Source organism: Flavobacterium sp. GNP010, from assembly GCF_056428945.1.
The window spans coordinates 97090-123685 of the sequence record NZ_JBWJVK010000006.1; the positions used below are offsets into that span (position 1 = coordinate 97090).

Below are 26596 nucleotides of genomic sequence, written 5' to 3' on the forward strand. Positions count from 1 at the left end.
ATAGTATTATGGCTATCAAAAAAAATAACAATCAGGCGCAAAACAGCGATAAGAATATTGCTTACTATCAAAAGAAATTTTGGAAAATTTTTTTCTATGGAATGGGTGCTGTTGGTTTGTTTTTCTTATTCGCTTCATGGGGACTTTTTGGTTCGATGCCTTCTTTTGAAGATTTAGAAAATCCAGACTCTAACCTTGCAACCGAAATCATTTCGGCAGATGGTGTGGTTTTAGGAAAGTATTTTGAAAAAAACAGGTCTCAATTACACTATGCTGATTTACCAAAAAATTTAGTACAAGCACTAATTGCTACCGAAGATGCTCGTTTTTATGAGCATTCTGGCATTGATGGCAGAGGAACTTTGAGGGCCATTTTTAGTTTAGGAACGAGCGGTGGAGCGAGTACATTGACTCAGCAATTTGCCAAACAATTGCTACACGGAGAAGGTTCTAAATTCCTACCTTTTAGAATCGTACAAAAAGCACAAGAATGGATAGTCGCCATCCGTCTGGAAAGGCAATATACAAAAAATGAAATCATCGCCATGTACTGCAACGTATATGATTTTGGAAACAATTCTGTTGGGGTAAGTTCCGCAGCTAAAACTTATTTTTCTAAAGAACCTAAGGATTTGACCATTAGCGAATCGGCAATACTAGTAGGGATGTTTAAAAACTCTGGTTTATACAATCCTGTACGAAACCCAGAAGGTGTGACAAACCGCAGAAATGTGGTGCTTTCGCAAATGGCAAAAGGAAAAATCATCACCAAAGAGGAAAAAGAAAAACTACAAAGTTTACCGATTAAATTAAATTTCAAATTAGAAACCCACAAAGACGGTACAGCTACGTATTTTAGAGAATACCTGCGTGATTACATGAAAAAATGGGCAGAAGAAAATAAAAAACCAGATGGATCAGATTATGACATTTACAAAGATGGTCTAAAAATCTATACTACAATTGATTCCAGAATGCAGTTGCATGCTGAAGCAGCCGTTTCTGCACACATGGCCAACCTACAAGAAGAATTTTTCAATCAATCAAAAGACAATAAAAACGCTCCTTTTGTCAACATTTCCTCTGTAGAAACTCAAAAGATTCTTAATCAAGCTATGAAATCATCAAATAGATGGGCTGTTATGAAATCTATGGATAAAAGCGAGGAAGAAATTATAAAATCGTTCAGCGAAAAAACAAAAATGACTGTATTTTCTTGGGAAGGAGAAAAAGATACCATCATGACTCCATTAGACTCCATTAGGTATTACAAGCACTTTTTACAATCGGGATTGATGGCAATGGAACCACAAACCGGTGAAATAAAAGCTTGGGTAGGTGGTATCAATTATAAATATTTTCAATACGATCACGTAGGTCAAGGTGCTAGACAAGTAGGGTCGACCTTCAAACCATTTGTATACGCTACCGCCATAGAACAATTGAACATGTCTCCATGTGACTCTATTGTTGATGGTCCGTTTATGATTCGTAAAGGACGTCATAACGTAACCGAAGATTGGGAACCTAAAAATTCCGATAATAAATACCGAGGCATGGTTACTCTGAAAAGGGGTTTAGCCAATTCTATAAATACAATATCGGCTAAATTAATTGACAAAGTAGGACCGGAAGCCGTAATTGATTTAACTCATAAATTAGGGGTGAAATCCGAAATTGTAAATCAACCATCCATTGCACTTGGTGCCGTAGAAATCACTGTAGAAGATATGGTTGCCGCATACAGCACTTTTGCAAACCAGGGTGTTTATATGAAACCCCAATTTATATCAAAAATTGAAGATAAAAGTGGAGTAATCATTTACGAGCCCATTCCTGAATCACACGATGTTTTAAACAAAGACATCGCTTATGCAGTCATTAAATTACTGGAAGGTGTAACCGAAGGAGGTTCTGGAGACCGTTTACGTACCACTGGTGGAGGTAATGGCGACAACCGCTGGACTGGATATCCCTATTCTTTTAGAAATCCAATTGCAGGAAAAACAGGTACAACTCAAAACCAATCTGATGGTTGGTTCATGGGAATGGTTCCTAATCTTGTAACGGGAGTTTGGGTAGGTTGCGAAGACCGTTCTGCCCGTTTCAAGAGCATTACCTACGGACAAGGAGCTACTGCAGCACTACCAGTTTGGGGATATTTCATGAAATTATGTTACGAAGATCCTGCTCTAAAAGTATCCAAAGAACCATTTGAAAGACCTTCTAATCTATCTATAAAAGTAGATTGTTACGTTCCTAAAAAAGTTGTAGATACCACTGCTGTAGAACAAGATACAGAGGAGTTTGAACTTTAAAAGTCCTTGTGAGGAACGAACGGTACTCCTAAGAATATTTAAAAAATTATAATTACATCAATAGCACCTTATTTTTATGATTAACAAAAAAGTAAATAACGTTCAAGATGCCCTTCAAGGAATTGAAAACGATATGACTATCATGCTTGGCGGTTTCGGATTATGTGGTATTCCAGAAAATTCTATCGCCGAATTAGTAAAAAAAGAAACGACAAATTTAACCTGTATTTCAAATAACGCAGGAGTTGATGATTTTGGTCTTGGTCTGCTTTTGCAAAAACGTCAAATTAAAAAGATGATTTCATCTTATGTTGGGGAAAATGCCGAATTTGAACGCCAAATGCTATCTGGAGAACTCGAAGTTGATCTTATTCCACAAGGGACTTTAGCAGAACGCTGCCGCGCAGCACAAGCTGGAATTCCTGCTTTTTTTACACCAGCCGGTTATGGAACTGAAGTAGCCGAAGGTAAAGAAGTTCGTGAATTTAATGGAAAAATGCATATTATGGAACACGCTTTTCAAGCTGATTTTGCGATTGTGAAAGCATGGAAAGGGGACGAAGCCGGAAATCTAGTTTTCAAAGGGACGGCTAGAAACTTCAATCCATGTATGGCTGGAGCTGCAAAAATTACCATTGCAGAAGTTGAAGAACTATTGCCCGCTGGAAGTTTAGATCCAAATGAAATTCATATTCCAGGAATACTTGTAAATAGAATTTTTCAAGGCGAGAAATACGAGAAACGAATTGAACAACTTACAGTAAGAAAAATTTTCTAATCATGGCTTTAGATAAAAACCAAATTGCAAAACGCATCGCAAAAGAATTGAAACACAACTATTATGTGAATCTTGGAATCGGAATACCAACGCTAGTAGCAAACTATATCCCAGAAGGTATTGATGTTGAGTTTCAAAGTGAAAATGGCGTTCTTGGAATGGGACCATTCCCATTTGAAGGGGACGAAGATGCCGATTTAATCAACGCAGGAAAACAAACCATAACAACATTACCAGGCGCAAGTTTCTTTGATTCTGGATTTAGTTTTGGCATGATTCGTGGCCAACATGTAGACTTAACAATTCTTGGCGCTATGGAAGTTTCTGAAAATGGTGATATAGCCAACTGGAAAATCCCAGGAAAAATGGTCAAAGGAATGGGCGGCGCAATGGATTTAGTCGCTTCGGCAGAAAACATTATTGTAGCCATGATGCATGTGAATAAGGCTGGAGAATCTAAAATTCTTAAAAAATGTACGTTGCCTTTAACTGGTGTAGGATGCGTTAAAAAAGTTGTTACTGAACTTGCTGTACTTGAAATAACATCACAAGGATTCAAGCTGCTAGAACGAGCACCTGGCGTAACCATAGAACACATTGTTGCTTCAACCGAAGCAACATTAATTATTGATGGTGAAATTCCAGAAATGATACTCGATTAAAACTGTCTTCACCCAAATAGAATACAACAAAAAATACATCCTATAGACGGATGTATTTTTTTTTATACTGTTTTGTAGTATTTATATTCGGCATCAAATCTTAAAAAAATATAAATACACCCCTATTTTATCTATTAGAACAGCAATACTAAAATATATTTTAACAAAAAATTAATATTACATAGTTTTTTTGTTAAATTCGCAATCGTGTTTAAATTTATTTTTTTAAACAACTAACCAAAACCCAAACCAATGAAAACAAAATTACTCGGTAAAATTGCCTTGTTTGCTTCCGTTTCTTTTTTTGCAATAGAAGCACAAGCACAAGATGCAACCAAAAATGTAAAACAAAAAATTACGGATGAAAAAGGAAAACCTTCTTTGATCGTTTTTAATGAAAAGTCTACTTACAAATCCTCAGATGCTCAAAAAGCATTGACCGAACAACTAGGTTTGAAAGCCAATTCAAATTTTTCAAAAACCAAATCTGAAACTGATAAATTAGGAATCTCTCACGACAAATTCCAATTGTATCACGAAGGCTTAAAAGTTGAATTTTCTACCTACACGATACACTCAAAAGCTGGAAAATTAGAATCTATGAGCGGTGATTATTATGCCCCAGAAAAGGTAAACACTGCTCCTAAATTAAATAAAGACCAAGCATTTGCTCAAGCACTAAAAAAAATAGGCGCAAAAAAGTACCTATGGGAAACCCCTGCAGATGCAAAAATGATGAACTACGAAAAACCGACTGGAGAGTTGGTTTTACTTCCTTCAACAGAAAGCACTACAACAAAACAAAAAAGCAACAACCTACGTTTAGCTTACAAATTTGATATGTATGCTTCACTACCTGTTAGTCGTGGCGATTTATACATAGATGCTACTACTGGCGAAGTTTTGCTGTACAATGCAACTATCAAACACCTTGGCGAATACAGCCATGGAAAGCAATCTAATGCAAGTACTGCGACAAACAAAAGTGCAGTTTCAGCAGCTGTGGTTGCAGCTAATGCTGCTACTCGCTACAGCGGAACGCAATCGATACAAACTGCTCTAAGCGGATCAACTTATATTTTATCTGATGCAACCCGTGGTTTAGGAGTTCAAACTTATAACTCAGCTAGAACAGCTACTTATCCTACCACTAATTTTACCGATGTAGATAACAACTGGACTGCGGCAGAATTTAACAATACCAATAAAGACAACGGAGCGTTAGACGCACATTGGGGCGCAGAAAAAACATACGATTATTTTTCAACTAAACATGGACGTAATAGTTATGATAATGCTGGAGCAAAAATAAAAAGTTATGTTCACTACAACCTAATTGCAGCTGGATATCCAGACAATAATAATGCGTTTTGGAACGGTTCAGTCATGACGTACGGCGACGGAAGCGGTACTGGAGGATTTGACATCTTAACTGCATTAGACGTAGCTGGTCACGAGATTGGTCACGCTGTTTGTAGCAATACCGCTAATTTAACGTATCAGAACGAGTCTGGTGCAATGAATGAAGGGTTTTCGGATATCTGGGGAGCTTGTATTGAGTTTTCGGCTGCACCAACAAAATCTACATGGTTAATTGGTGAAGATATCGAAAGAAGAACTGGTCGTGTATCACTTCGTTCAATGAGCGATCCTAACGCCGAGGGACAACCAGACACTTATAAAGGAACCTACTGGTATGCAGGAACTGCAGATTCAGGTGGAGTACACACTAATAGCGGCGTATTAAACCACTGGTTCTACATTTTAGCTATCGGAAAATCAGGAACAAACGATATAGGAAGTGTTTATAATGTAGCAGGTATTACAGTTGCCAAAGCAGAAAAAATAGCCTATCGTTTAGAAAGCGTTTATCTTACTGCAAGTTCAAATTACGCTAATGCTAGAACGTACGGTATTCAATCAGCAGTTGATTTGTATGGAGCAGGTTCTCCAGAAGTAATTGCTACTACAAACGCCTTTTATGCTGTAGGAGTTGGCGCTGCTTATGCTGGCACAGCTGATACTACTGCACCGTCTACACCTGCAAGCTTAACTGCATCAGGAACAACTTCAACAACAACAAACTTATCTTGGACAGCCGCTACTGATAATGTTGCAGTAACCGGGTACAATGTATATCGAGGTACCAGCTTATTAGCCACAGTTACTGGGACAACGTATGCCGTTACAGGATTAACTGCTGCAACAGCCTATACTTTCACAGTAAAAGCAAAAGATGCTGCAGGAAATTTATCTGCTGCTAGTAATGTAGCAAGCGTTACCACATCTGGAACTACAGTAACGTACTGCGTTTCTAAAGGAAGTAATGCAACATCTGAATACATTGACTATGTAGCTTTGGGTGGAATTGCCAATACAACTGGTGCCAATGCAGGATATGGAAACTTTACAGCCTTGACAGGAAATGTACCTTATGGATCAAACACTATTTTGTTTAGCGCAGGTTTTAGTGGTTCTGCGTATACTGAATATTGGAAAATATGGATTGATTATAACAAAAATGGTGTTTTTGAAACAGCTGAGCAAATCGTTTCCGGTTCTTCGTCAAGTAGTGCAAACTTAACAGCTACATTTACGGTTCCTACGACAGCCTTATCTGGACCTACACGTATGAGGGTATCCATGAAATACAATGCTGCTCAAACTGCTTGTGAAACTTTTTCATACGGCGAAGTAGAAGACTACACCGTAAACATTGGTGGAGCAGCAATAGCAGGTTTTGCAACAAGTTTTGCAGATGGTTTAGGTGATGAAAATAATATATTTGAATATACTATGTCTCCAAATCCTACTTCTGACTTCTTAAATATTAAAATGGCAGATAATCGCAGTGCTACTTTCAGCATTTTTAATTTCCTAGGTCAAAAAATAGAGACGGGGAAAATATCTGAAAATGCAATTAATGTAAGTAAACTAGCTTCTGGAGTATATCTCTTAGAGGTAAACGATGGTCAGAAAAACATCACTAAAAAATTCATTAAAGAGTAATATTTTTTTTAAATACATTAAAAGGGGGCAGTGCATAACTGCTCCCTTTTTTATTTATAACCCTAACGCATTAAAAAATTTAAGATTTATGGTAAAAAAGTAAGCTATTAGATACCTTGCAATTCAGTTGGCTTTAAAACACTACATGACAGAGAACTAAAGTATAACATAATGGTAGTTTAGTAAGTAAAGGCGTTGGTAATCACGTTCAACGATGGAGCAGAAACGATAGTAAAACTAATCAACAAGGTGTCAATTAGTTCTAGTTTTAAATCAAAAAAAAGCCTCACGGTATTCTGTAAGGCTTAATTTTTATACTATAAAATAATTTAAATTTTATGATCGTTGATAGCGTCTTTTCATGTCTGAAATCTTAGCTTTTAATTCATTTAAAAGAACCACGTAGCAACAAAAATAGCAGTAACTACACATATCACATCAACAATAAGCATGGTGCCTAATGCGTAACGCGTGTTTTTGATGTTTACCGAACCAAAGTATACCGCAATTACATAAAACGTACTTTCGGCGCTACATTGAAAAATACTAGCCAATCTAGCAGTTAGCGAGTCGGCACCAAAAGTATTCATAGAATCGATCAAAAACCCTCTAGAACCCGCAGAACTAAATGGACGTAGCAACGCTACTGGCAAAGCATCTGTAATTTCTTTGCTTACTCCCATGTTTGAAAAAATAAATGCAATCCAGTTGCTAATTATTTCGAATAGACCGCTGTTTCTAAACAAGGAAATAGCGACTAACATTCCTAGTACATAAGGGAAAATTGTAACTCCCGTTTTGACACCATTGTTAGCTCCTACCACAAACGTCTCAAAAACAGTAGTTGATGCTTCTGTGAATTTCTTTTCATTTACAAAGGAAAAGATAAGCGTAAAAGCGATAATCGCTATTAATATTAAAGCCGATAGATTTGATGTAAAATAGTTTTTACCAATTAAGTCCAACTGATTCACGTACATCAACAAACCTATTATAGCTGCGATTAATGTAATTAGCACCAATACCAAAGAAGCACTCTTGAAATTGATTTTCTGTTTGATTCCAACAATTAAAAAGGCGGCAATTGTACCTATGAACGACGTAATAATACAAGGCAACATCACATCCGCAGGATTACTGGCATTTGCAGCAGCTCTATACCCAATAATAGAAGTAGCAATCAACGTCAGTCCCGAAGCATGTAAACACATGAACATGATTTGAGCGTCGCTAGCTTTGTCTTTTTCAGGATTTATTTCTTGCAGGCTCTCCATCGCTTTTAATCCAAAAGGAGTTGCAGCCGAATCTAGTCCTAGGAAATTAGCAGCAAAATTCAGCGTCATGTACGAAATCGATGGATGATTTTTTGGGATACTCGGAAATACTTTTACAAAAACGGGACTTAAGGCTTTGGCCAATTTTCCCGAAGCACCAGAAATGATTAAAAGCTCCATCAACCCACAAAAGAATGCCAGATAAGCCATCAACGGCAATACTAAATCCAGCAAAGTACTTTTACAGGTAGGCAACAATCCATCTGATTTTTGCACACCACTGTAGATTTTTACGGTTTTATTTTTGAAAACATAAGTCGTGTCTGCATTGAGCGAATCCCGATCAACAATTATGGTTTGGTCTACCGCTGTTTGGATAATATCTTTTATATAAGCAGGAAGTTGCTCTACATATCTTTCCGAAATAAGAATTGGATCGTCCTTCTTTCCGTTCAAAACGTGGTCAATGGTATAATTATCTCCTGCAAATAAACTAAATACTACAAATACAATTGCCGATATAAAAATGACCAACCAAAATCTGCTTAATACCATAACTTATAATTTTTGTAAATGTAATAAATCAATATTCAATGTCAATTGCAATGTCAATTTCAATAATAGAATTTTAAAATTGTATTTCCCATTGAATTTTGATATTGCCATTGAAGTTTCTTACACATGAATAATCTCTTCCTCTATTAACAATTCTTCACGTCTTAATCGGAGGAAAATCTGTGCTACAGCAATCGTATCTTTTTCGCAGTAAGTGACAATACGGTCAATATTTTTTTCTACATAAAACACATGACCCACTTGGCTACCATCAATATCGCCTTTTGAAGAAGGAATTCCGAGTACTTTACACATTAATTTCAAAGACGTAAAATGCTTGTAATCGCCAAATTTCCATAATTCTAGGGTATCCAAATGCGGAATTTCCCATGGTTTTTTTCCAAATAAATTCAGCTTGTCTGGAATTGCAATGTTATTGATAATCATTCGCCGGGCGAGAAAAGGAATATCAAACTCTTTGGCGTTGTGTCCGCACAAAACATGTTGCGGTTGATTGAAGTGATTGTTGAGTAAATTATTAAAGTCGAGAAGGATTTTTTTCTCCTCGCCAAAGAAACTCGTTACTCGAAAATTACGAATGTCCCCTTTGATGGTAAAATAACCTACCGAAATACACACAATTTTACCAAACTCAGCCCAAATTCCAGCACGGTCGTAAAATTCTTCAGCAGTAAAATCATCTTTGCGTTGGTATAGCGTTTTATGTTCCCAAAGCGCTTGCATTTCGTCGTCTAGCGAATTAAAATCTGCTGTTTCTGGAACAGTTTCGATGTCTAAGAAAAGAATGTTGTTGAGATTTATTTTTTCGATCATGGTATGGCACGAATATTTTGAATTTACACCGATTTTACATAACGAATATAAGAATTTTATTGATAAAAAACTAAAAAAGAGATTGTTGCTTATTTGGATTTTCATGTTCTAACAACCATTTTTTGCGCCATAATCCTCCTGCATAGCCCGTAAGAGAACCATCGCTACCAATTACTCTATGACAGGGAACCACGATCCACAGCGGGTTTTTCCCATTGGCGGAAGCTACAGCACGAATGGCTTTTGGGTCGCCGAGAAATTTAGATTGTTCTAGATAGGTTCTTGTTTTACCAAACGGAATATCGAGTAATGCGTTCCACACTTTTTGTTGAAAATCAGTTCCTTTGGGATTGAGTTTAAAGGTAAAATCAACTCTTTGCGAATTGAAATATTCTTGAAGTTGCTGTACCGCCTCTTGTAAAACTACTGGGATTTGAGCGGATACCTCACCCTCCTCTAACACTATTATCTCAGAAACACCATTTACATCACCTGTAATGGCAGCAATTCCTAACGGCGTTTTGATATAAACTGTTTCCATTTTTTAAAGGTAAAAAAATAATCTGTGCGTACTGAATGTAGTCATAAAAAAACCATTCGTACTTGTGAATGGTCTTTGTTCTTAGCCCTGATAGAAGCGGCATCCTCTTGTGGTAGCGCTAGCGAACACAAGAGATACAGCGGATAGCAGGAAATAGCTCCAGATACTGAAACAAGTTCAGTATGAATTATTTTACATGAGAATATACATAGGCTTCTAGCGCTTTTAATTCTTCATCGGACATGGCTTTTGTGATCGCAAAGTTTGTTTTCATGACCTCGTACTGACTTGGATCTACAATAGGCTCGCCCTCTCCTTTTAAAAAAGTAACCATATCTGCATTTTTACTTTTGTAAATGGCCGCAATGTCTTGTAAGCTGGGACCGATTACCTTTTCTGCAGCTTGATGACAAGCGACACAGTTTCCTTTACCCTCAAAAATTTCCTTTCCCAGTTCAACAGGGGATTGGGCTACTTCTTCAGTAGTGGTTGGGTAGAGTGATTCTTTCTTTGTTTCTTCTTTCTTGCAAGATAGAAAGCAACATACGACTACTAAGCAAAGGATCTTTTTCATTATTTTTTATTTAAAAGTATTGCGGCTTCTTTGGCAAAATAAGTCGAAATTAAACTGGCACCCGCGCGTTTGATACACATTAACTGCTCCATCATGGTTTGGTCGTGATCCAACCAACCTCGTTCTGAAGCGGCTTTTATCATGGCATACTCGCCAGACACATGGTATACGGTTACGGGCACATGAACCGCATTTTTTACTTCGCGCACAATATCTAAGTATGCAATTCCGGGTTTTACCATAACCATATCAGCGCCTTCTTCAACATCCCAAAGGGCTTCTTTGATTGCTTCCAGGCGATTGGCATAATCCATTTGGTAAGTTTTTTTGTCTTTTGGCACTACTACATCTGCTTCTTTTGGAGCAGAGTCTAAAGCATCACGAAATGGACCATAAAATGCCGAAGCATATTTGGCAGAATAACTCATGATGCCCACATTGTGAAAACCTGCAGCATCTAAACCTTGGCGCAAGCGTAGTACACGACCATCCATCATATCGCTTGGTGCTACAAAATCAGCACCTGCTTGAGCGTGAGATACGGCCATTTTTACCAAAGCATCATTGGTAGAATCATTTTCTACATCGCCATTTCCTATGATTCCGTCATGACCATAAATAGAATAGGGATCCAAAGCCACATCGGGCATGACAATCATTTCCGGACAAGCGGCTTTGATGGCTCGAATGGTGTTTTGCATGAGTCCGTTAGGGTTCCAGGCTTCTTTTCCGATATTGTCTTTTAAACTTTCGTCGACTTTTACGTAGATGTTGACCGCACGAATTCCCAATGCAAATATTTCTTTTACTTCTTCGACGGTTAAATCAATCGAACGGCGAAATATTCCTGGCATGGAGGAAATTTCTACTTGTACGTTTTCGCCTTCAGCAATAAACATAGGAAACATAAAATCACTTGGACTTAATGTAGTTTCTCTAACTAAGGAACGAATGGATTCGTTGACTCTTAACCGGCGACCTCTGTGTAATGGGAACATATCTTTAGTTTTTCAAGCTCCAGAGGAGCGTAATGTTTATAGTAATTTATTTTATCGTGCTGTTTTTAAGCCCGGTAAGGGCGACATATTTATCTTTAATTAACATCATCAAAAAGATATTCATTTTTAAAATCTACAGTATACAATTTTAAAAATTCTACATATTCCTCTTTGAATGTTTTTGTTTTGTGATGTTCTTCTTGATTTTGTATATAATTGATAACATTAGTCAATTGTGAATGGCTGTAAGTGAATGCTCCAAATCCCGTTTGCCACTCAAATTTACCATTTATCCATGCTTTTTCATTAATGAATCTTGATGAATTGGCTTTTATATCTCTCACCAAATCTGACAAGGCTTTATTTGGCTTTAAGCCAATTAGAATATGAACGTGGTCTGGCATTCCATTGATTGCAATCAATTTTTGACCTTCATTTGTAACGATACCAGTAATATATTTGAATAAATCATCTCTCCATTTACTAGAAATCAGATTTTGTCTTCCTTTTACAGCAAAGACAATTTGGATGTATATTTGAGAATAGGTGTTTGCCATTATAAATTGATGTTGGTTAAATATGTCATCCCTACGAGATTCAATTTCAATTACATAAATTATTTGTTATAAATATATGCACCGTTGGTCGATATAAATATAGCACCGTTGGTTGCTATAAATATACCGCACCGATGGTGCTCCGTCACAACAATACAATCTCCTATACATATTGCGCTCCTACGGAGCTAAAATGAATCGAAATAATATTATTTGCTATAAACATACCGCTCCTTCGGAGCTAAACTATCCAATCAACAGGATTCTCCAGCACTTTCAGTAATTTTTCTTCTTCGCTTCCTACCTCTGGATGATGGTCGTACACCCATTGCACATGTGGTGGCAAACTCATCAAGATACTCTCGATTCTTCCATTAGTTTTTAGTCCAAATAAGGTCCCTTTGTCGTGAACCAAATTAAACTCTACATAACGACCGCGGCGGATTTCCTGCCACGTTCTGTGTTCTGGAATATAGGGTAAGTCTTTTCTTTTTTCTACAATAGGAACATAAGCTTCTAAAAATGAATTCCCAACTTCGGTTACAAAGTTATACCAATCTTGCATTGACATTGTATCTGTTGCTTTGCAATAATCGAAAAACAATCCACCAATTCCACGAGCTTCATTACGATGTGCATTCCAAAAATAGGTATCACATTGTTTTTTATACTTGGGATAAAATTCTAGATTATGTTTGTCGCATGCTGTTTTACACGTTTGATGAAAATGAATCGCATCTTCTTCAAATAAATAATAGGGCGTTAAATCCTGTCCACCTCCAAACCATTGCTGAATCACATTTCCGTTGTCATCGTACATTTCGAAATAACGCCAATTCGCGTGAACGGTTGGTACCAAAGGGTTTTTAGGATGGATTACCAAACTCAATCCGCAGGCAAAAAAATCAGCTTCACCTACATTGAACATCTTTTGCATGGCTTCGGGTAATTTTCCGTGCACTGCCGAAATATTGACACCGCCTTTTTCGATAACATTTCCGTTTTCTATTACGCGTGTTCTTCCTCCGCCGCCTTCTGGACGTTCCCAAAGGTCTTCTCGGAATTTGGCTTGACCTTCAACTGCTTCTAAGCCAGCAACAATTTGGTCTTGAAGGTTTTGTATGTATTGGTAAAATTTATTTTTCATTATACAATTCATATAATTCCATGTCTAATGGAGTTCCATTGATTGGAGTAAATTCATTTTGTAAGGTGACTTGCCAAATAAAACCATTATTTTCAGCTACTTTAACACTCCCTAAATTGGTTTTATGAGCTATAATCTGAAGTGTTTTCAAACCTAAATCCTCAAAAGCAAAATTTGTCATTTCTTTTACCGCAAATGAAGTCAAACCATTTCCTTCAAATTCGGAACCAATGCAGTAGGCAAATTCTCCTTGCTTTTTTTCCCAATCAAGTTTTTTAATAATAATTAAACCTACAATTTGTTGGTTATTTATATCTCGAACAGCAAAAGTAAAATTTGTCTTCTCTGCTATTTCTTTATTCTTAATTGAAATATAGGCTTGCGTCTTTTCTAAAGTACTATTCATTTCCAATGTTACTGGGAAAAACAAATTCAATCGTTCCTTGTTATCCAACATGAACTGATACAATTGATTGGAATCAATTGGTTTCAACTTGTCTACTATATAATTTTCAAATTTCAATTTACTGATTATACTCCTTCACTGCATCCACAAAAGCCTTAGCGTGATCCACGGGAATATTTGGTAAAATTCCGTGACCTAAGTTTACGATGTATTTGTCTTTTCCGAATTCGTCAATCATTTCGTGTACCATTTTCTTAATCACAGGAATTGGAGATAATAATCTTGATGGATCAAAATTCCCTTGTAAAGTGATATTTCCACCAGACAAGTATCTGGCATTTCTTGGAGAGCACGTCCAATCTACTCCTAGTGCCGATGCTCTACTTTTTCCCATTTCGTTCAAGGCAAACCAACATCCTTTTCCAAAAACAATTACGGGTGTTACATCTGCCAACGCTTCGATAATTTGGTTAATGTATTTCCATGAGAATTCTTGATAATCCACTGGAGATAACATTCCGCCCCAAGAGTCAAAAATTTGCACGGCATTTACTCCCGCTTTTACTTTCTCTTTGAGGTATGCAATTGTAGTATCCGTGATTTTTTGCAATAAAACATGTGCTGCTTCTGGATGTTGGAAACAAAATCCTTTAGCCATATCAAAACTTTTAGAACCTTTCCCTTCTACTGCATAACACATAATTGTCCAAGGAGAACCTGCGAAACCAATTAATGGCACCTCATCATTCAGCATTTCTTTGGTCAATTTAATAGCATCAAAAACGTACCCTAAAGTTTCATTTACATCTGGAACGATTACTTTTTCCACATCCTGAATGGTACGAATTGGATTTGGTAAATACGGACCAAAATTAGGTTTCATCTCCACTTCAATTCCCATGGCTTGAGGAATTACCAATATATCCGAAAATAAAATAGCAGCATCTGGAGCGATTCTTCTTATCGGTTGAACTGTAATTTCCGCAGCTAATTCTGGCGTTTGACAACGCGTGAAAAAATCATATTTATCACGCAAAGCGATAAATTCCGGTAAATATCTTCCGGCTTGACGCATCATCCAAACTGGCGGGCGCTGTACTGTTTCTCCTTTTAGTGCTCTTAAAAATAGGTCGTTCTTAATCATGTATTTAAATTTTAGCAGATTGCTAGATGCTTTCCGTTTTATAATATTCAATAACTTCCTCAATCACCTCTTCAATAGTTGGTGTTGCAGCAATTACTATGTTTTTAATTTTCTTTGTTTCTAAAGCTGATCCCGTCGTTTTACCTACGCAAAAGCAAACTTCGTTTTTGATCTTATTGTTTGTTAAATAACTCTCGACCGCAGAAGGGCTAAAAAACAATATGCCATCAAATTTCTCTTGATCAGATATTTTAAATGGGGCCAACTTGGTTTGATACACTTCAATTTCATTGAAAGTTATTCCAGCACTTTTTAATGCTTCCGGCAACGTTTCTTTACGCAAATTTCCACTCAAAAAAGTATAACTTTCTTTGTTGTAAATCAAAGTGATTATTTCAGCTAATTCAGATGCGTAATCCAAATAAACATCAACGGTAAAACCATGCGATTCTAATAACTCCTTGGTTTTAATCCCAACACAAAAAACAGGTTTGGTTTTTAAAACTTCCCAGCCGTTTTGCTCGATCAAACTTAAAACGGCATTTTGACTGCTAAAGATTAAGTTATTGTTGATTGTTTTGAGTTCAAAAAGATTGTTTTTTATTTCGATGAAATCTTGCTCCAAAAGATCCAGATTAGCATCAAGAAGTACTTTCCTTTGCTCGTCAGTCAATGTTTTGGTTGATAAAATACTTGTTTGACTCATTATTTCTTCAAATTAATTTTAATTGTTTTCATCAATTCCACTCCGCCATTATCTAAAATTTCTTGGGCACAATAAAAACCTAATTTTTTCCATTCTTGCATTGGAACGGTTTTTTCAACTTCTATTTTTTGTTTTCCATCTAATGAAAAAAGGACTCCTTTGAACACGATGTCATCTTCTACAAAAACTGCTAAACCGCCAATTGGTGCCGTACAACCGCCTTCGAGTGTTTTTAAAAACTGTCTTTCGATGTGTGTGCAAACTTCGGTATCAATATCGTTAAGTTCGTTTAGCGCTTGTCTACAAAATTCATCATTTGCCATGGCAACAACTACCATAGCACCTTGAGCTGGTGCTGGAATCATCCAATCCAAATCAATATAATCGGTAGGTTTTAAGTTTATTCTTTCCAGTCCAGCTGCCGCAAAAACAGCTCCGCTCCAGTCGCTTTCGTGCAACTTTTGAATTCTCGTATTGACGTTTCCGCGCAAATCTACTACGTTGTGATTGGGATATTTATTTAACCATTGCGCCTGACGACGCAAACTTCCTGTGGCAATTGTACCTCCATTATTAAGAAAATCAAGATTTCCTTTGTGCACCAAAATGTCCAAGGTGTTGGCTCTTTCTAGAACGGCGGCTTGCACAATTCCTATAGGTAATGCCGTAGGAACATCCTTCATGGAATGCACCGCAATATCTACATCGCCATTGATCATAGCAACATCTAATGTCTTGGTGAAAATTCCAGTAATACCAAGCTCGTATAGTGGCTTGTCTAAAATTATATCTCCAGTAGATTTAACGGCTAAAATTTCGGTTTTATACCCTAAATCGTTTAGCTTTTTCTGGACAGTGTGGGCTTGCCAAAGCGCAAGTTCGCTATCGCGGGTTCCTATTCTAATAACTTTTTCTGCCATTTTTATTTTTTGCTTTCAAAAAAGTTTTAAAAAATTAAAAAAACCATTAAGAAATTAAGGATTATTATGAGTTTATTTTGCAGTAGCACCAATCTTGAACACTTTCTCAATCCATTCGATACTTTCATCGACCATTGTATCATCATCTTTTAAGTGATTGGCAAAATGCGTTGTAATTTTTTGGATGATTCTGTTGCTGATTATCTCCGCTTGCTCTTCATTGAAGTTGGAAATTTTCTTGCTTTGAAAATCCAGTTCCGATGCTTTTATCGCATTTAACTTGGCTTTCAAAGCGTGAATGGTTGGGGCAAATTTTCGCCCTTTGGTCCACGTGATAAATTCCTCTTTGATTTCCTCAATAATAGCTTCAGCTGCAGGAATGTGTTTTTTTCTGTTTTCTAAAGTCTCGTCTGTTAGTTGTGACAAATAGTCCATGTGGATCAAGGTAACACCTTCAATTTCTTCCACATTTTCATTTACATTTTTCGGAATTGATAAATCCAATATCAACATTGGTTTTTTCAAATTCAGAATAGCTTTATCAATGGTTGGATTTTGAGCACCCGTAGCTACCACAACAACATCTGCTTTTTGAAGTTCCAAATGCAGTTCAGAGTAATCTTTCACGATTAAGTTTAATTTTCCAGCTAATTTTTCGGCCTTTTCTTTCGTCCTATTAATTAGCGTAATGTGCTCGTTTTTTGTGTGTTTTACTAGATTTTCGCACGTATTTCTACCAATTTTTCCAGTACCAAACAAGAGAATGTTTTTGTTCCCAATGTCTTGCACATTGTTGATAATATAACGAACTGCGGCAAAAGAAACCGAAGTAGCACCAGAACTAATTTCTGTATCTGTTTTTATTTTTTTACTGGCTTGGATAACAGCATTCACTAGTCTTTCCATAAAAGCATTGGCTAAACCCAACGATTTTGACTGTGAAAAGGAATTTCTTATTTGTGCGATAATTTCAAAATCACCCAGAATCTGACTGTCTAAACCAGTTCCTACACGAAACATGTGGCTTATGGCTTCTTGATTTTTATAGACAAAGCCTACCTTTTGAAATGCTTCAACGGAGCCTTGGCTGTTCTCACAAATTAATTTGATTAATTGAAACGGATGTTCTGCATATCCATAGATTTCAGTACGATTGCAGGTAGAAGTGACTATTAAACTCTCTATTCCTTCATTTTTAGCTTGTTCCAGCAACCGCACTTTTGCAGGAGCATCCAAACTAAATTTTCCTCTAATCTCAGCATCTGCTTTTTTATAGCTTAGTCCAACGGCGTAAAAATAATGATGCTTCGATGTATTATTGTTTTCCATATTTGCACTTTTCCAAAAAGTGAGACAAAATTATCACTATAGTATTTATAAAAGTAACGCTAGAAGTTCTTTTTGTATCGCTTCGTGATTTTTTAATTCCAATGTCTTATTTTATGGTAAAAAAATCTATTTTTGTAATGAATTCAAGTCCTTTGAATTAAACTATTTAGAGTTGTTCTAAATAAAAAGGTTTAATAATTATGATTTTCATATTAAAAAAATATCGCTATGGGTTCTCAGGAAATTATAAAAATTGAAGATGACTTTACGCTTATCCGTTTTCAAAATGACGGGATCGAAAATTTTAACGTCCAACGTGAAGTCAGCAGTGGCCTGATTCAATTTCATTTTGGACTAAAGGGAAGCGCCAAATTTATCTTCAACCAAGGGAATTACGCTTTGGAACTAAAAGAAGAAAAATCATTGCTTTTGTACAATCCACAAAAAGAATTGCCTTTAAATCTAGAATTAGCGCCGAATTCTTGGGTGATTTCGGTGATTATTTCCATCAAAAAATTCCACGCATTGTTCTCGAGCGAGGCAGATTATATTACTTTTTTAAGCGCAGACAATAAAGACAAAAAATATTATAACGAAGGCAATATCAGTCCATCAATGGCAATTGTATTGTCGCAATTGTTTCATTACAGTTTGCACCCATCTATTAAAAACTTGTATTACAAAGGAAAAGGGTACGAATTGCTGAGTTTGTATTTCAACCGAACCGAAGACCCAAATGCAGAACAATGTCCGTTTTTAATCGATGAAGACAATGTGATCAAAATAAAAAGAGCCAAAGAAATTATTATTGCAAACATGGCTGAACCTCCTGGTTTGCAAGAGTTAGCGGATGAAATAGGATTGAATTTGAAGAAACTAAAAATGGGTTTCAAACAAATTTATGGGGATACCGTTTATGGCTTTTTATTTGATTACAAAATGGATTTTGCTCGAAAATTACTCGACAGCGGTTCCTATAATGTAAATGAAGTAGGACTCAAAATTGGATACAGCACCGGAAGTCACTTTATAGCGGCATTCAAAAAGAAATTTGCTACAACGCCAAAAAAATATTTGATGTCCATCAATCCAAACATGGCGTAATCCATTGATTTCATATATTAAACAATAAATAAAAAATAGTTAAGCACAATTTTTAAAAAAGTAAGTTTAGGTACTTTTGTAATAATAAAAAACAACAACATGAAAGGTGTATTATTAGTAAATTTAGGTTCTCCAGAAAGTCCAACTCCAAAAGATGTAAAACCGTATTTAGATGAATTTTTAATGGACAAATACGTAATTGATGTTCCGTTTTTGTTGAGAGCATTATTAGTTCGAGGAATAATTCTGCAAACAAGACCTAAAAAATCGGCTGCTGCTTACGCAAAAATATGGTGGGATGAAGGTTCTCCATTGGTTGTTATTTCCAAAAGAATGCACGAAAAAGTACAAAAACTTGTTGATGTACCTGTATCGCTTGCGATGCGTTACGGAAATCCGTCCTTGCTTTCTGGATTACAAGAATTGCATGATAAGGGCGTGACAGAAGTGCTACTTTTTCCTTTGTATCCGCAACATGCCATGGCTTCTACTACTACAATCTTAGAACTAGCTGAAGAACATCGTAAAAAATATTTCCCAGAAATGAAATTTACTATTGTTCCTGCTTTTTATAACAAACCTGATTACTTGCAAAACCTTGCCGATTCTATCAAAGGACATCTAGAAGGTTTTGACTACGATCATTTATTATTTTCCTACCACGGTATTCCAGAGCGTCACATTCGCAAAACGGATATTACCAAGTCACATTGTAAAATAGACGGTTCTTGTTGCAACACGCCTTCGCCAGCGCATGAATTTTGCTACCGTCACCAATGTTACGAAACCACGAAACAAGTGGTAAAATTACTAGGTATCCCAGAAGGAAAATACAGTCAAACTTTTCAATCGCGTTTAGCAGGAGATAAATGGTTGACTCCATACACTGACGTGGAAGTGAATAAAATGCCAAAAAAAGGAATTAAAAACCTTGCCGTTGTAACACCTGCTTTTGTATCTGATTGCTTAGAAACATTAGAAGAAATTGCCATGGAAGCCGGTCACGAATTTAAAGAAAATGGTGGTGAAGAATTTTTAGCTATTCCTTGTTTAAATGATGGAGATGATTGGTGTGCAACGGTAGGAAACTGGATCACAAAATGGTCAAATGTTTCGGCACCAATTAAGGTTGAAGCTGAAAAAATAACAGCGTAAATGACTGTTACCGCTGATGAGTTAGGTACTCAGGACATTAAAAAACTTTTGATCAAACAAGCCGTCCCCTCTTCTATTGGAATTTTATTCATGTCGATTAATATTTTAATTGACACCATTTTTGTTGGGCAATGGATTGGTTCATTAGCTATTGCAGCGGTAACCGTAGTTTTACCTATCACCTTTTCGATTTCCTCTTTAGGAATGGCAATTGGTGTAGGCGGGGGCTCCGTACTTTCTAGAGCTTTAGGCGCTAATGACCGAGAGAAAGCTTTGCTCACTTTTGGCAATCAGATCAAGATGACTTTTTTATTGGCTTCTATTTTTGTACTGTTTGGACTTGTCTACAGCGATGAAATGCTATTGCTTTTTGGTGCAAAAGGAGCAATTATACAACCCGCTAAAGAATTTTTTATCCCCATAATAATCAGTGTACCGTTTCTAGCTCTTTGTATGATGGGGAATAATGTGATTCGGGCCGAAGGCAAAGCTAAATTTGCTATGATAGCTATGATTATCCCCGCATTTGTAAATATTGCCCTGGATATTCTCTTTATAAAATACTTAGATTTAGGAATGTTTGGTGCTGCTTTGGCCACAGCCATATCCTACACAACCTGCTTTTTGTTTGTGCTTTGGTTTTTTATATTTAAAAGTGAAATGCGCCTAAAAATGCGTCATTTTAAATTTGAAAAACAAATTATCAAGGAAATAACCGAGTTGAGTTTCGTTACTTTTTCGAGACAGGGAGTAGTGAGCATTTTGGCGATAATCTTGAACCATACTTTATACACCTACGGCGGCGAACATTCTGTGGCGATTTATGGAATTATCAGCCGAATGTTGATGTTTGCTTTGTTTCCAATTCTGGGAATTACACAGGGATTTCTACCAATTGCCGGGTTCAATTATGGTGCGGGAAATTATTCAAGAGTGAAGGAAAGTGTACTGCTTTCAATAAAATATTCCGCTTTACTAGCTACAATAATTTTTGTTGTTATTTTAATTTTCGCCAAACCTATTGTGACTATATTTACCTCAGACGCCATTGTAATCAATCAAACTCCAAATGCCTTGCGCTGGGTGTTTGCTGCTTCGCCAATTATAGCGGTGCAGTTAATTGGTGCAGCGTATTTTCAAGCAGCTGGAAAGGCAAAAAAAGCATTGCTATTGACCTTAAGCAAACAAGGATTCTTCCTAATACCGTTAGTGCTGATTCTACCAAATTTTTTAGGTATTTTTGGAGTGTGGATTGCATTCCCAATCGCAGATATTTTATCAACGATATTAACTGGCTATTTTCTAAAAAAAGAAATGAATACCAAACTGATTCAAACCAACTATGGAATACTATAATTACCTGAAATCCCTGCACCTCATCTTTGTAATTACATGGTTTGTAGGTCTATTTAATATTGTTCGCTTATTTGTTTACCAAATAGAGGCGGCTGATAAACCATCGCCCGAAAAAGAAATTTTACAAAAACAATTCAAAATAATGACCTATCGCATGTGGTATATTATCACTTGGCCTTCGGCTATATTAGCGAGCATTTTTGCTTTCTGGATGTTGTTTTTTACTGATTTAGGTAACGCTTGGTTAAAAATGCCTTGGATGCACGTAAAACTTGGCTTTGTATTTGTGCTGTACTTATACCATGCAAAATGCCATCAAATATTCAAGCAATTGCAGAATAATCAAGTCAATTACACTTCTAACTTCATGCGTTTGTGGAACGAAGGCGCGACAATTATCCTTTTTGCAGTGGTTTTTTTAGTTATTCTAAAAAATGCAGTAAATTGGATTTATGGTGTTATAGGAATAATTTTGTTTTCCGTTTTAATCATGCTTGGATTTAAATTTTACAAAAAAATTAGAGAAAGAAATCAATCTTAAAATGTTTAAAAGCTTCAAAATAGCAATGCTTTCGCTACGAATTAGGATTTTCCTTTCGATGATTGTATTGATCATAATGGCTTCTGTAATATTAGCGTCCATATCTATTTTTCAATTTAAAAATGAGGCCAAAGAATACCACCAAGAGCGCTTGGAACGAAATGAAAATGCAGTAAAACAACACATTAACTTCATTCTTTCCACCACTACTTATCCTTTGACTTCTGGTAATTTAGATTTAATTTTTAAAGATAAAATTCACGAATTAGCCCACATTCACAACATAGAAATCAACATTTATAGTCTAGAAGGAAAACTACTAAAATCGTCTAAAGAATCTTTTTCAGTAGACAAAGTGGCTCCACCAATTCCCAAATACATTTTAAAACTGGTGCGCTCTTCCATCGAAAAAAGGTATGTAGATATCAAAACCATTGACGGCAAAAAAAATCGTTCGGCGTTTAGCCAAATCAAGGATGATAAATTCAAACCGCTTGGGATTTTAAATTTACCTTACGTAGAAGACGATGGTTATTATGAAAACGAACTCAAAAGTTTCTTAATTCGCCTAGGTCAAGTGTATACGTTCATGCTATTGATGGCATTCGCTTTTGCCTATTTTTTATCCTCGTATATAACAAAATCCTTGAAAACCATTTCAGATAAACTGAGTGAAACGAGCTTGAACCAAAAAAATGAGAAAATCGTTTTGGAGGCCAACAGTAATGAAATCAATTTATTGATCAAAGCCTACAACGGAATGGTAGATGAACTGGAAAAAAGTGCCATCAAATTAGCGCAAAGCGAGCGAGAAGAAGCTTGGCGCGAAATGGCGAAACAAGTGGCGCACGAAATCAAGAATCCGCTTACGCCAATGCGCTTAACGGTACAAAGTTTTCAGCGAAAATTTGACCCAACAGATCCCAATGTAAAACAAAAAATGAACGATTACTCCGAGACGCTTATTCAACAAATTGACACAATGAGCGCAGTAGCTTCGGCTTTTTCGAATTTTGCTTCGATGCCTGCGCAACAAAATGAAACACTTAATGTTGTAGAAGTCGTAGAACTAGCCATGGATATTTTCAATGAGGAGTATATTGAATTCCTGAGTGATTCTCCCGAAATTATTTCGAAAATTGACCGTACCCAACTCATCCGGATTATCACTAATCTAGCGAAGAATGCCATTCAGTCCATTCCAGAACAGCAAGTAGAAAAATCTGTACTAGTTCGCATTCGCAAAGAAAATAATAATGTCTTGATCACCGTTACTGACAACGGAATTGGCATTCAACTCAAAGACATCGACCGAATATTCGAACCTAAATTTACCACCAAGAGTAGCGGAATGGGTCTAGGCCTAGGAATTATAAAAAACATCATCGAAAATTATAAAGGAACAATTACCTTTGAAACTGAATTTGGAAAAGGAACTACTTTTATTGTTTCGCTTCCAATAATTAACACCTAAAAATACAATTATGAACTACGAAAATATTTTAATTACTACCGAAAATAACATCGCAACGATTACCATCAATCGTCCTACAAAATTGAATGCGTTGAACGTCGCCACAATTTCTGATTTGAACAAAGCTTTCAAAATATTAGCAGCAAATGACGAAGTTCGTGTTATTGTTTTAACGGGAAGTGGTGAAAAAGCATTTGTCGCAGGTGCTGATATTTCTGAATTTGCGCACTTTAGTATCGCAGAAGGAGCGCAATTAGCCGCCGAAGGACAAGAGAAATTATTTGATTTTGTAGAAAATCTAAAAACGCCCGTTATTGCAGCCGTGAACGGATTTGCATTGGGTGGCGGATTAGAATTAGCAATGGCGTGTCACATTAGAGTAGCATCAGAAAATGCTAAAATGGGATTGCCAGAAGTTTCATTGGGAGTAATTCCGGGTTACGGAGGAACACAACGTTTACCACAACTGATAGGGAAAGGTCGTGCCATGGAAATGATTATGACCGCGGGAATGGTAACGGCACAAGACGCATACCGAACTGGACTAGTGAATCACGTTGTACCAGAAGGTGAACTTCTTGACTATTGTATAAGTCTAGCCAATAAAATAATAAAGAATTCTCCGTATGCTATTGGTAAAGCTATTAAAGCAGTTAATGCTAACTTCAAAGAAGGTAAAAACGGGTATGAAACCGAAATAAAAGCGTTTGGAAAATGTTTTGGAACTCAAGATTTTAAGGAAGGAACAACGGCTTTCTTAGAGAAAAGAAAAGCAGTTTTTACTGGGAAATAAGAACAAAAGAGAGCCAATTGGTTCTCTTTTTATTTTATGAGTGAATATCCTTTAAAATAATCTTTCCTTAAAAAGAGATTGTTCGATTTACAACCCTTAATTTTGCATACGCGTTTCAGAATATAACACATCATATAAAAATCAACTTATGTCCTTCCAACCAGTATTTGCCCAATTTTGGGAAAAGGTAAAAGAAAGCATCGAAAACCATACCTACGCTAAACTAACACTTGCCAAAACCATTGGTGATACGGAACTGAAAAACATTTATGTGCGTCCTGTTTTACAAGAAAATGACGTGTTTAGTCTTTCGGTTATAGCGCGCTACAAAACCGAAGAAGTAGAGAGTTTTCATACGCTAGACGAAGCATTTATTGTACTGGCTCCGTATATGAATAACCCATTTTTGACTGCTTTGCTGTTTACTACCGAGAATGACATTACCTTTAAACTTAATAAAAAAAGAGTAGGAAGTATTGTGGAACAAGCACCAACTTTTAAAAATGCTTCGGATGTTATTTTAGAAATGAAAGCGAAAGGGATTTAAAATTAGTGGTCAGTGATTAGAATTTAGTGATCAGTTCATGGTTTATGTGTAAAACAAGACTGAAATAGATTTTTCTGAAGTAAAGCAGTTCAATTTCAACGTCAACAAACTGAATACTAAAAACTGAACACTGCTTACTTACTTCTCCCCTTCCCATTCAGCGTAAAACTGCGCTAGAAAACCTTCCATATAACGATGTCTTTCTTGTGCAATTTGTTTTCCTGTGGCTGTATTCATCTTATCTTTTAAGAGCATTAATTTCTCGTAGAAATGATTGATCGTTGGAGAATCGTTCTTCTTGTATTCTTCCTTAGTCATACTCGAATTTGGCGCGATTTCAGGATCGTAGAGCGTTCTATTTTTAAATCCCCCATAATTGAACGTTCTCGCAATTCCAATCGCTCCAATAGCGTCTAAACGATCTGCATCCTGAACGATACTCAATTCTATCGAAGTAAATTTTTTCTCGAAATTACCGCCTTTGAAGGATATGTTTTCAATGATATTCACCACATGCGTGATAATCTCTTCGTCAACTTGTTCTGATTGTAAAAATTCCCGAGCTACTCTTGGACCAATAGTTTCGTCACCATTATGAAACTTACTATCAGCAATATCGTGCAGCAAAGCACCCAGTTGAACAATAGTGGTGTCACAAACTTCATTTTTCGAAATCAAAACAGCATTTCTATACACTCTTTCGATATGAAACCAGTCGTGTCCGCCTTCGGCATCGTTGAGTTTTTCTTTAACAAAAAGAATTGTTTTAGCAATTAGATCAGGGTTTGTCATTGTTTATTTTATTTTAAAAAAAATGTTGAATTTTAAAGTTATCCAACTTCAAAATCCAACATTTATATTCTTTATTTAGTATTAAGAAATCTATCGTATCAAAGCTGGCTCTACCCATTTGAAAATATGTGACTCTTGTGGAATCACTAATCTTTCAGATATTTTTGCCATTCTTCCTGGTAACTTCATCAAATAATCACGTGCTTTTTCGGCTTCGTCTGTCAAACCAGAAATCTTGTCAATTTCCCATTTGTCAATTAATTTCTGCATGATATCAACATAATCGGCTGCAGTGTATACACCAATTCGTTGTGCTGAATCAGAAAATTGTTCAAATGCGGTACTGATTTTTTCACCTGATTCTCTCAAGAAATGAGCTGGCATAACGATTTTTGCTTTCATCATGTATTGAAAAGCAAGCATCATTTCGCTAGGATCAATCTGGAAAATTCGATTTACAAATTCGCTATACGCATGATGATGGCGCATCTCGTCACCAGCAATCATTTTACACATTTTAGATAATTTGTTATCTCCGTATTTCTTGGCCATTTGCGCCACTCTATTGTGAGAAACATAGGTTGCCAATTCTTGAAAACTAGTGTAAATAAAATTTTTATACGGATCTCTTCCGGTTCCAATATCAAAACCATCGTTGATCAAGTGCTGTGTTGTCATTTCGACTTCGCGCATGTTTACACGGCCCGATAAATACAAATATTTGTTTAGCAAATCGCCATGACGATTTTCTTCACCTGTCCATTGTCTGATCCATTTAGACCAACCGTTTCTTTCTACGTTATCTATTCCCTCTACGTCCATTAACCAAGATTCATACGTTGGCAATGCTTCTTCAGTAATGGTATCACCTACTAAAGTTACCCAAAAATCGTATGGTAATTCTTTTGCAATTTCACGTAATTCTTTGACCTCATCAAAAAAAGTATCGCTCTGAGAATTTGGCAAAAAATCTGTAGGTTGCCATATTTTTTCTACTGGAATTAGATACTGATCGACAAAGCTGTCTACGTTTTTTTCCAAAAACTGCATTACTTCTAATCGAATGTTTTTTATTGACATTA

26 protein-coding genes are annotated in these 26596 nt (G+C 36.4%); 12 read left to right on the forward strand and 14 right to left on the reverse strand.

The window, feature by feature from the left end; translation table 11 throughout:
• The first annotated feature begins 8 nt into the window (after nt 1-8).
• From AC061C_RS03770 to AC061C_RS03785, 4 genes are all read left to right on the forward strand, one after another.
• Nucleotides 9-2318 (forward strand): penicillin-binding protein 1A, encoded by a 2310-nt coding sequence (locus tag AC061C_RS03770; RefSeq protein ID WP_478290099.1) that lies wholly within the window; start codon nt 9-11, stop codon nt 2316-2318.
• 76 nt (nt 2319-2394) lie between these two features.
• Nucleotides 2395-3096 (forward strand): CoA transferase subunit A, encoded by a 702-nt coding sequence (locus tag AC061C_RS03775; protein ID WP_309758754.1) that lies wholly within the window; start codon nt 2395-2397, stop codon nt 3094-3096.
• A 2-nt stretch (nt 3097-3098) separates the two neighbouring features.
• Nucleotides 3099-3758, forward strand: a complete 660-nt coding sequence (locus tag AC061C_RS03780) for a CoA transferase subunit B (RefSeq protein ID WP_417945263.1) — start codon at nt 3099-3101, stop codon at nt 3756-3758.
• Between the two features lie 252 nt (nt 3759-4010).
• Nucleotides 4011-6767, forward strand: coding sequence for a M4 family metallopeptidase (locus AC061C_RS03785; protein WP_478290100.1), 2757 nt, complete (start codon nt 4011-4013; stop codon nt 6765-6767).
• 389 nt (nt 6768-7156) lie between these two features.
• Here the strand turns inward: AC061C_RS03785 and AC061C_RS03790 are convergent, their stop codons facing one another.
• The 3 genes from AC061C_RS03790 to AC061C_RS03800 all read right to left on the reverse strand — a co-directional run bounded on the left by AC061C_RS03790 (nt 7157) and on the right by AC061C_RS03800 (nt 9971).
• The gene (locus tag AC061C_RS03790; RefSeq protein ID WP_478290101.1) at nt 7157-8596 is read right to left on the reverse strand and encodes a spore maturation protein; all 1440 of its coding nucleotides are present in this window, start codon (nt 8594-8596) and stop codon (nt 7157-7159) included.
• A 120-nt stretch (nt 8597-8716) separates the two neighbouring features.
• Nucleotides 8717-9430, reverse strand: a complete 714-nt coding sequence (locus AC061C_RS03795) for a 3'-5' exonuclease (RefSeq protein ID WP_478290102.1) — start codon at nt 9428-9430, stop codon at nt 8717-8719.
• Between the two features lie 70 nt (nt 9431-9500).
• Nucleotides 9501-9971, reverse strand: coding sequence for a methylated-DNA--[protein]-cysteine S-methyltransferase (locus AC061C_RS03800; protein WP_478290103.1), 471 nt, complete (start codon nt 9969-9971; stop codon nt 9501-9503).
• A gap of 24 nt (nt 9972-9995) precedes the next feature.
• Here AC061C_RS03800 and AC061C_RS03805 point away from each other — a divergent pair, with 24 nt between their 5' ends.
• Nucleotides 9996-10118 (forward strand): hypothetical protein, encoded by a 123-nt coding sequence (locus AC061C_RS03805; RefSeq protein WP_478290104.1) that lies wholly within the window; start codon nt 9996-9998, stop codon nt 10116-10118.
• 40 nt (nt 10119-10158) lie between these two features.
• On the opposite strand, the gene AC061C_RS03810 is transcribed toward AC061C_RS03805, so the two are convergent.
• The 9 genes from AC061C_RS03810 to hemA form a co-directional block, all read right to left on the reverse strand.
• A complete protein-coding gene (locus AC061C_RS03810; protein WP_478290105.1) occupies nt 10159-10545 on the reverse strand; it encodes a c-type cytochrome in 387 nt (128 codons plus the stop codon).
• Nucleotides 10545-11543 (reverse strand): porphobilinogen synthase, encoded by a 999-nt coding sequence (gene hemB, locus AC061C_RS03815; RefSeq protein ID WP_478290106.1) that lies wholly within the window; start codon nt 11541-11543, stop codon nt 10545-10547. The genes AC061C_RS03810 and hemB overlap by 1 nt, the downstream gene beginning before the upstream one ends.
• 95 nt (nt 11544-11638) lie before the next feature.
• Nucleotides 11639-12100: an IS200/IS605 family transposase gene (gene tnpA / locus AC061C_RS03820; protein ID WP_478290107.1), complete on the reverse strand. Its 462-nt coding sequence runs from the start codon at nt 12098-12100 to the stop codon at nt 11639-11641.
• 241 nt (nt 12101-12341) lie between these two features.
• Nucleotides 12342-13247, reverse strand: a complete 906-nt coding sequence (hemF, locus tag AC061C_RS03825) for an oxygen-dependent coproporphyrinogen oxidase (RefSeq protein ID WP_478290108.1) — start codon at nt 13245-13247, stop codon at nt 12342-12344.
• Nucleotides 13237-13770 (reverse strand): GNAT family N-acetyltransferase, encoded by a 534-nt coding sequence (locus tag AC061C_RS03830; protein ID WP_478290109.1) that lies wholly within the window; start codon nt 13768-13770, stop codon nt 13237-13239. The genes hemF and AC061C_RS03830 overlap by 11 nt, the downstream gene beginning before the upstream one ends.
• Nucleotide 13771: 1 nt before the next feature.
• On the reverse strand, nt 13772-14797 hold the full coding sequence (hemE, locus tag AC061C_RS03835) for a uroporphyrinogen decarboxylase (RefSeq protein ID WP_478290110.1): 1026 nt from the start codon (nt 14795-14797) through the stop codon (nt 13772-13774).
• A 22-nt stretch (nt 14798-14819) separates the two neighbouring features.
• Entirely contained in the window at nt 14820-15503 is a 684-nt protein-coding gene (locus AC061C_RS03840) for a uroporphyrinogen-III synthase (RefSeq protein WP_478290111.1), read from the reverse strand.
• On the reverse strand, nt 15503-16423 hold the full coding sequence (gene hemC, locus AC061C_RS03845; protein ID WP_478290112.1) for a hydroxymethylbilane synthase: 921 nt from the start codon (nt 16421-16423) through the stop codon (nt 15503-15505). Before hemC ends, AC061C_RS03840 begins: the two co-directional genes overlap by 1 nt.
• A gap of 72 nt (nt 16424-16495) precedes the next feature.
• Nucleotides 16496-17752, reverse strand: a complete 1257-nt coding sequence (gene hemA / locus AC061C_RS03850) for a glutamyl-tRNA reductase (RefSeq protein ID WP_478290113.1) — start codon at nt 17750-17752, stop codon at nt 16496-16498.
• Nucleotides 17753-17980: 228 nt separating this feature from the next.
• Here hemA and AC061C_RS03855 point away from each other — a divergent pair, with 228 nt between their 5' ends.
• From AC061C_RS03855 to AC061C_RS03885, 7 genes are all read left to right on the forward strand, one after another.
• The gene (locus AC061C_RS03855) at nt 17981-18856 is read left to right on the forward strand and encodes an AraC family transcriptional regulator (RefSeq protein ID WP_417946357.1); all 876 of its coding nucleotides are present in this window, start codon (nt 17981-17983) and stop codon (nt 18854-18856) included.
• A 99-nt stretch (nt 18857-18955) separates the two neighbouring features.
• Nucleotides 18956-20011, forward strand: a complete 1056-nt coding sequence (gene hemH / locus AC061C_RS03860) for a ferrochelatase (protein WP_478290114.1) — start codon at nt 18956-18958, stop codon at nt 20009-20011.
• Nucleotides 20012-21367, forward strand: a complete 1356-nt coding sequence (locus AC061C_RS03865; RefSeq protein WP_478290115.1) for an MATE family efflux transporter — start codon at nt 20012-20014, stop codon at nt 21365-21367.
• Nucleotides 21354-21908 (forward strand): CopD family protein, encoded by a 555-nt coding sequence (locus tag AC061C_RS03870; RefSeq protein WP_309757555.1) that lies wholly within the window; start codon nt 21354-21356, stop codon nt 21906-21908. Before AC061C_RS03865 ends, AC061C_RS03870 begins: the two co-directional genes overlap by 14 nt.
• Nucleotide 21909: 1 nt before the next feature.
• Nucleotides 21910-23382 carry an ATP-binding protein gene (locus AC061C_RS03875; protein ID WP_417968326.1) on the forward strand — a complete coding sequence of 491 codons (1473 nt, stop codon included), beginning with the start codon at nt 21910-21912 and terminating at the stop codon, nt 23380-23382.
• A 10-nt stretch (nt 23383-23392) separates the two neighbouring features.
• Nucleotides 23393-24175 carry an enoyl-CoA hydratase/isomerase family protein gene (locus tag AC061C_RS03880; RefSeq protein WP_478290116.1) on the forward strand — a complete coding sequence of 261 codons (783 nt, stop codon included), beginning with the start codon at nt 23393-23395 and terminating at the stop codon, nt 24173-24175.
• A 148-nt stretch (nt 24176-24323) separates the two neighbouring features.
• A complete protein-coding gene (locus tag AC061C_RS03885) occupies nt 24324-24722 on the forward strand; it encodes a hypothetical protein (protein ID WP_478290117.1) in 399 nt (132 codons plus the stop codon).
• 138 nt (nt 24723-24860) lie between these two features.
• On the opposite strand, the gene AC061C_RS03890 is transcribed toward AC061C_RS03885, so the two are convergent.
• Nucleotides 24861-25514 carry an HD domain-containing protein gene (locus tag AC061C_RS03890; protein WP_478290118.1) on the reverse strand — a complete coding sequence of 218 codons (654 nt, stop codon included), beginning with the start codon at nt 25512-25514 and terminating at the stop codon, nt 24861-24863.
• 90 nt (nt 25515-25604) lie between these two features.
• The gene (locus AC061C_RS03895) at nt 25605-26594 is read right to left on the reverse strand and encodes an acyl-ACP desaturase (RefSeq protein ID WP_417946339.1); all 990 of its coding nucleotides are present in this window, start codon (nt 26592-26594) and stop codon (nt 25605-25607) included.
• Nucleotides 26595-26596: the final 2 nt, after the last annotated feature.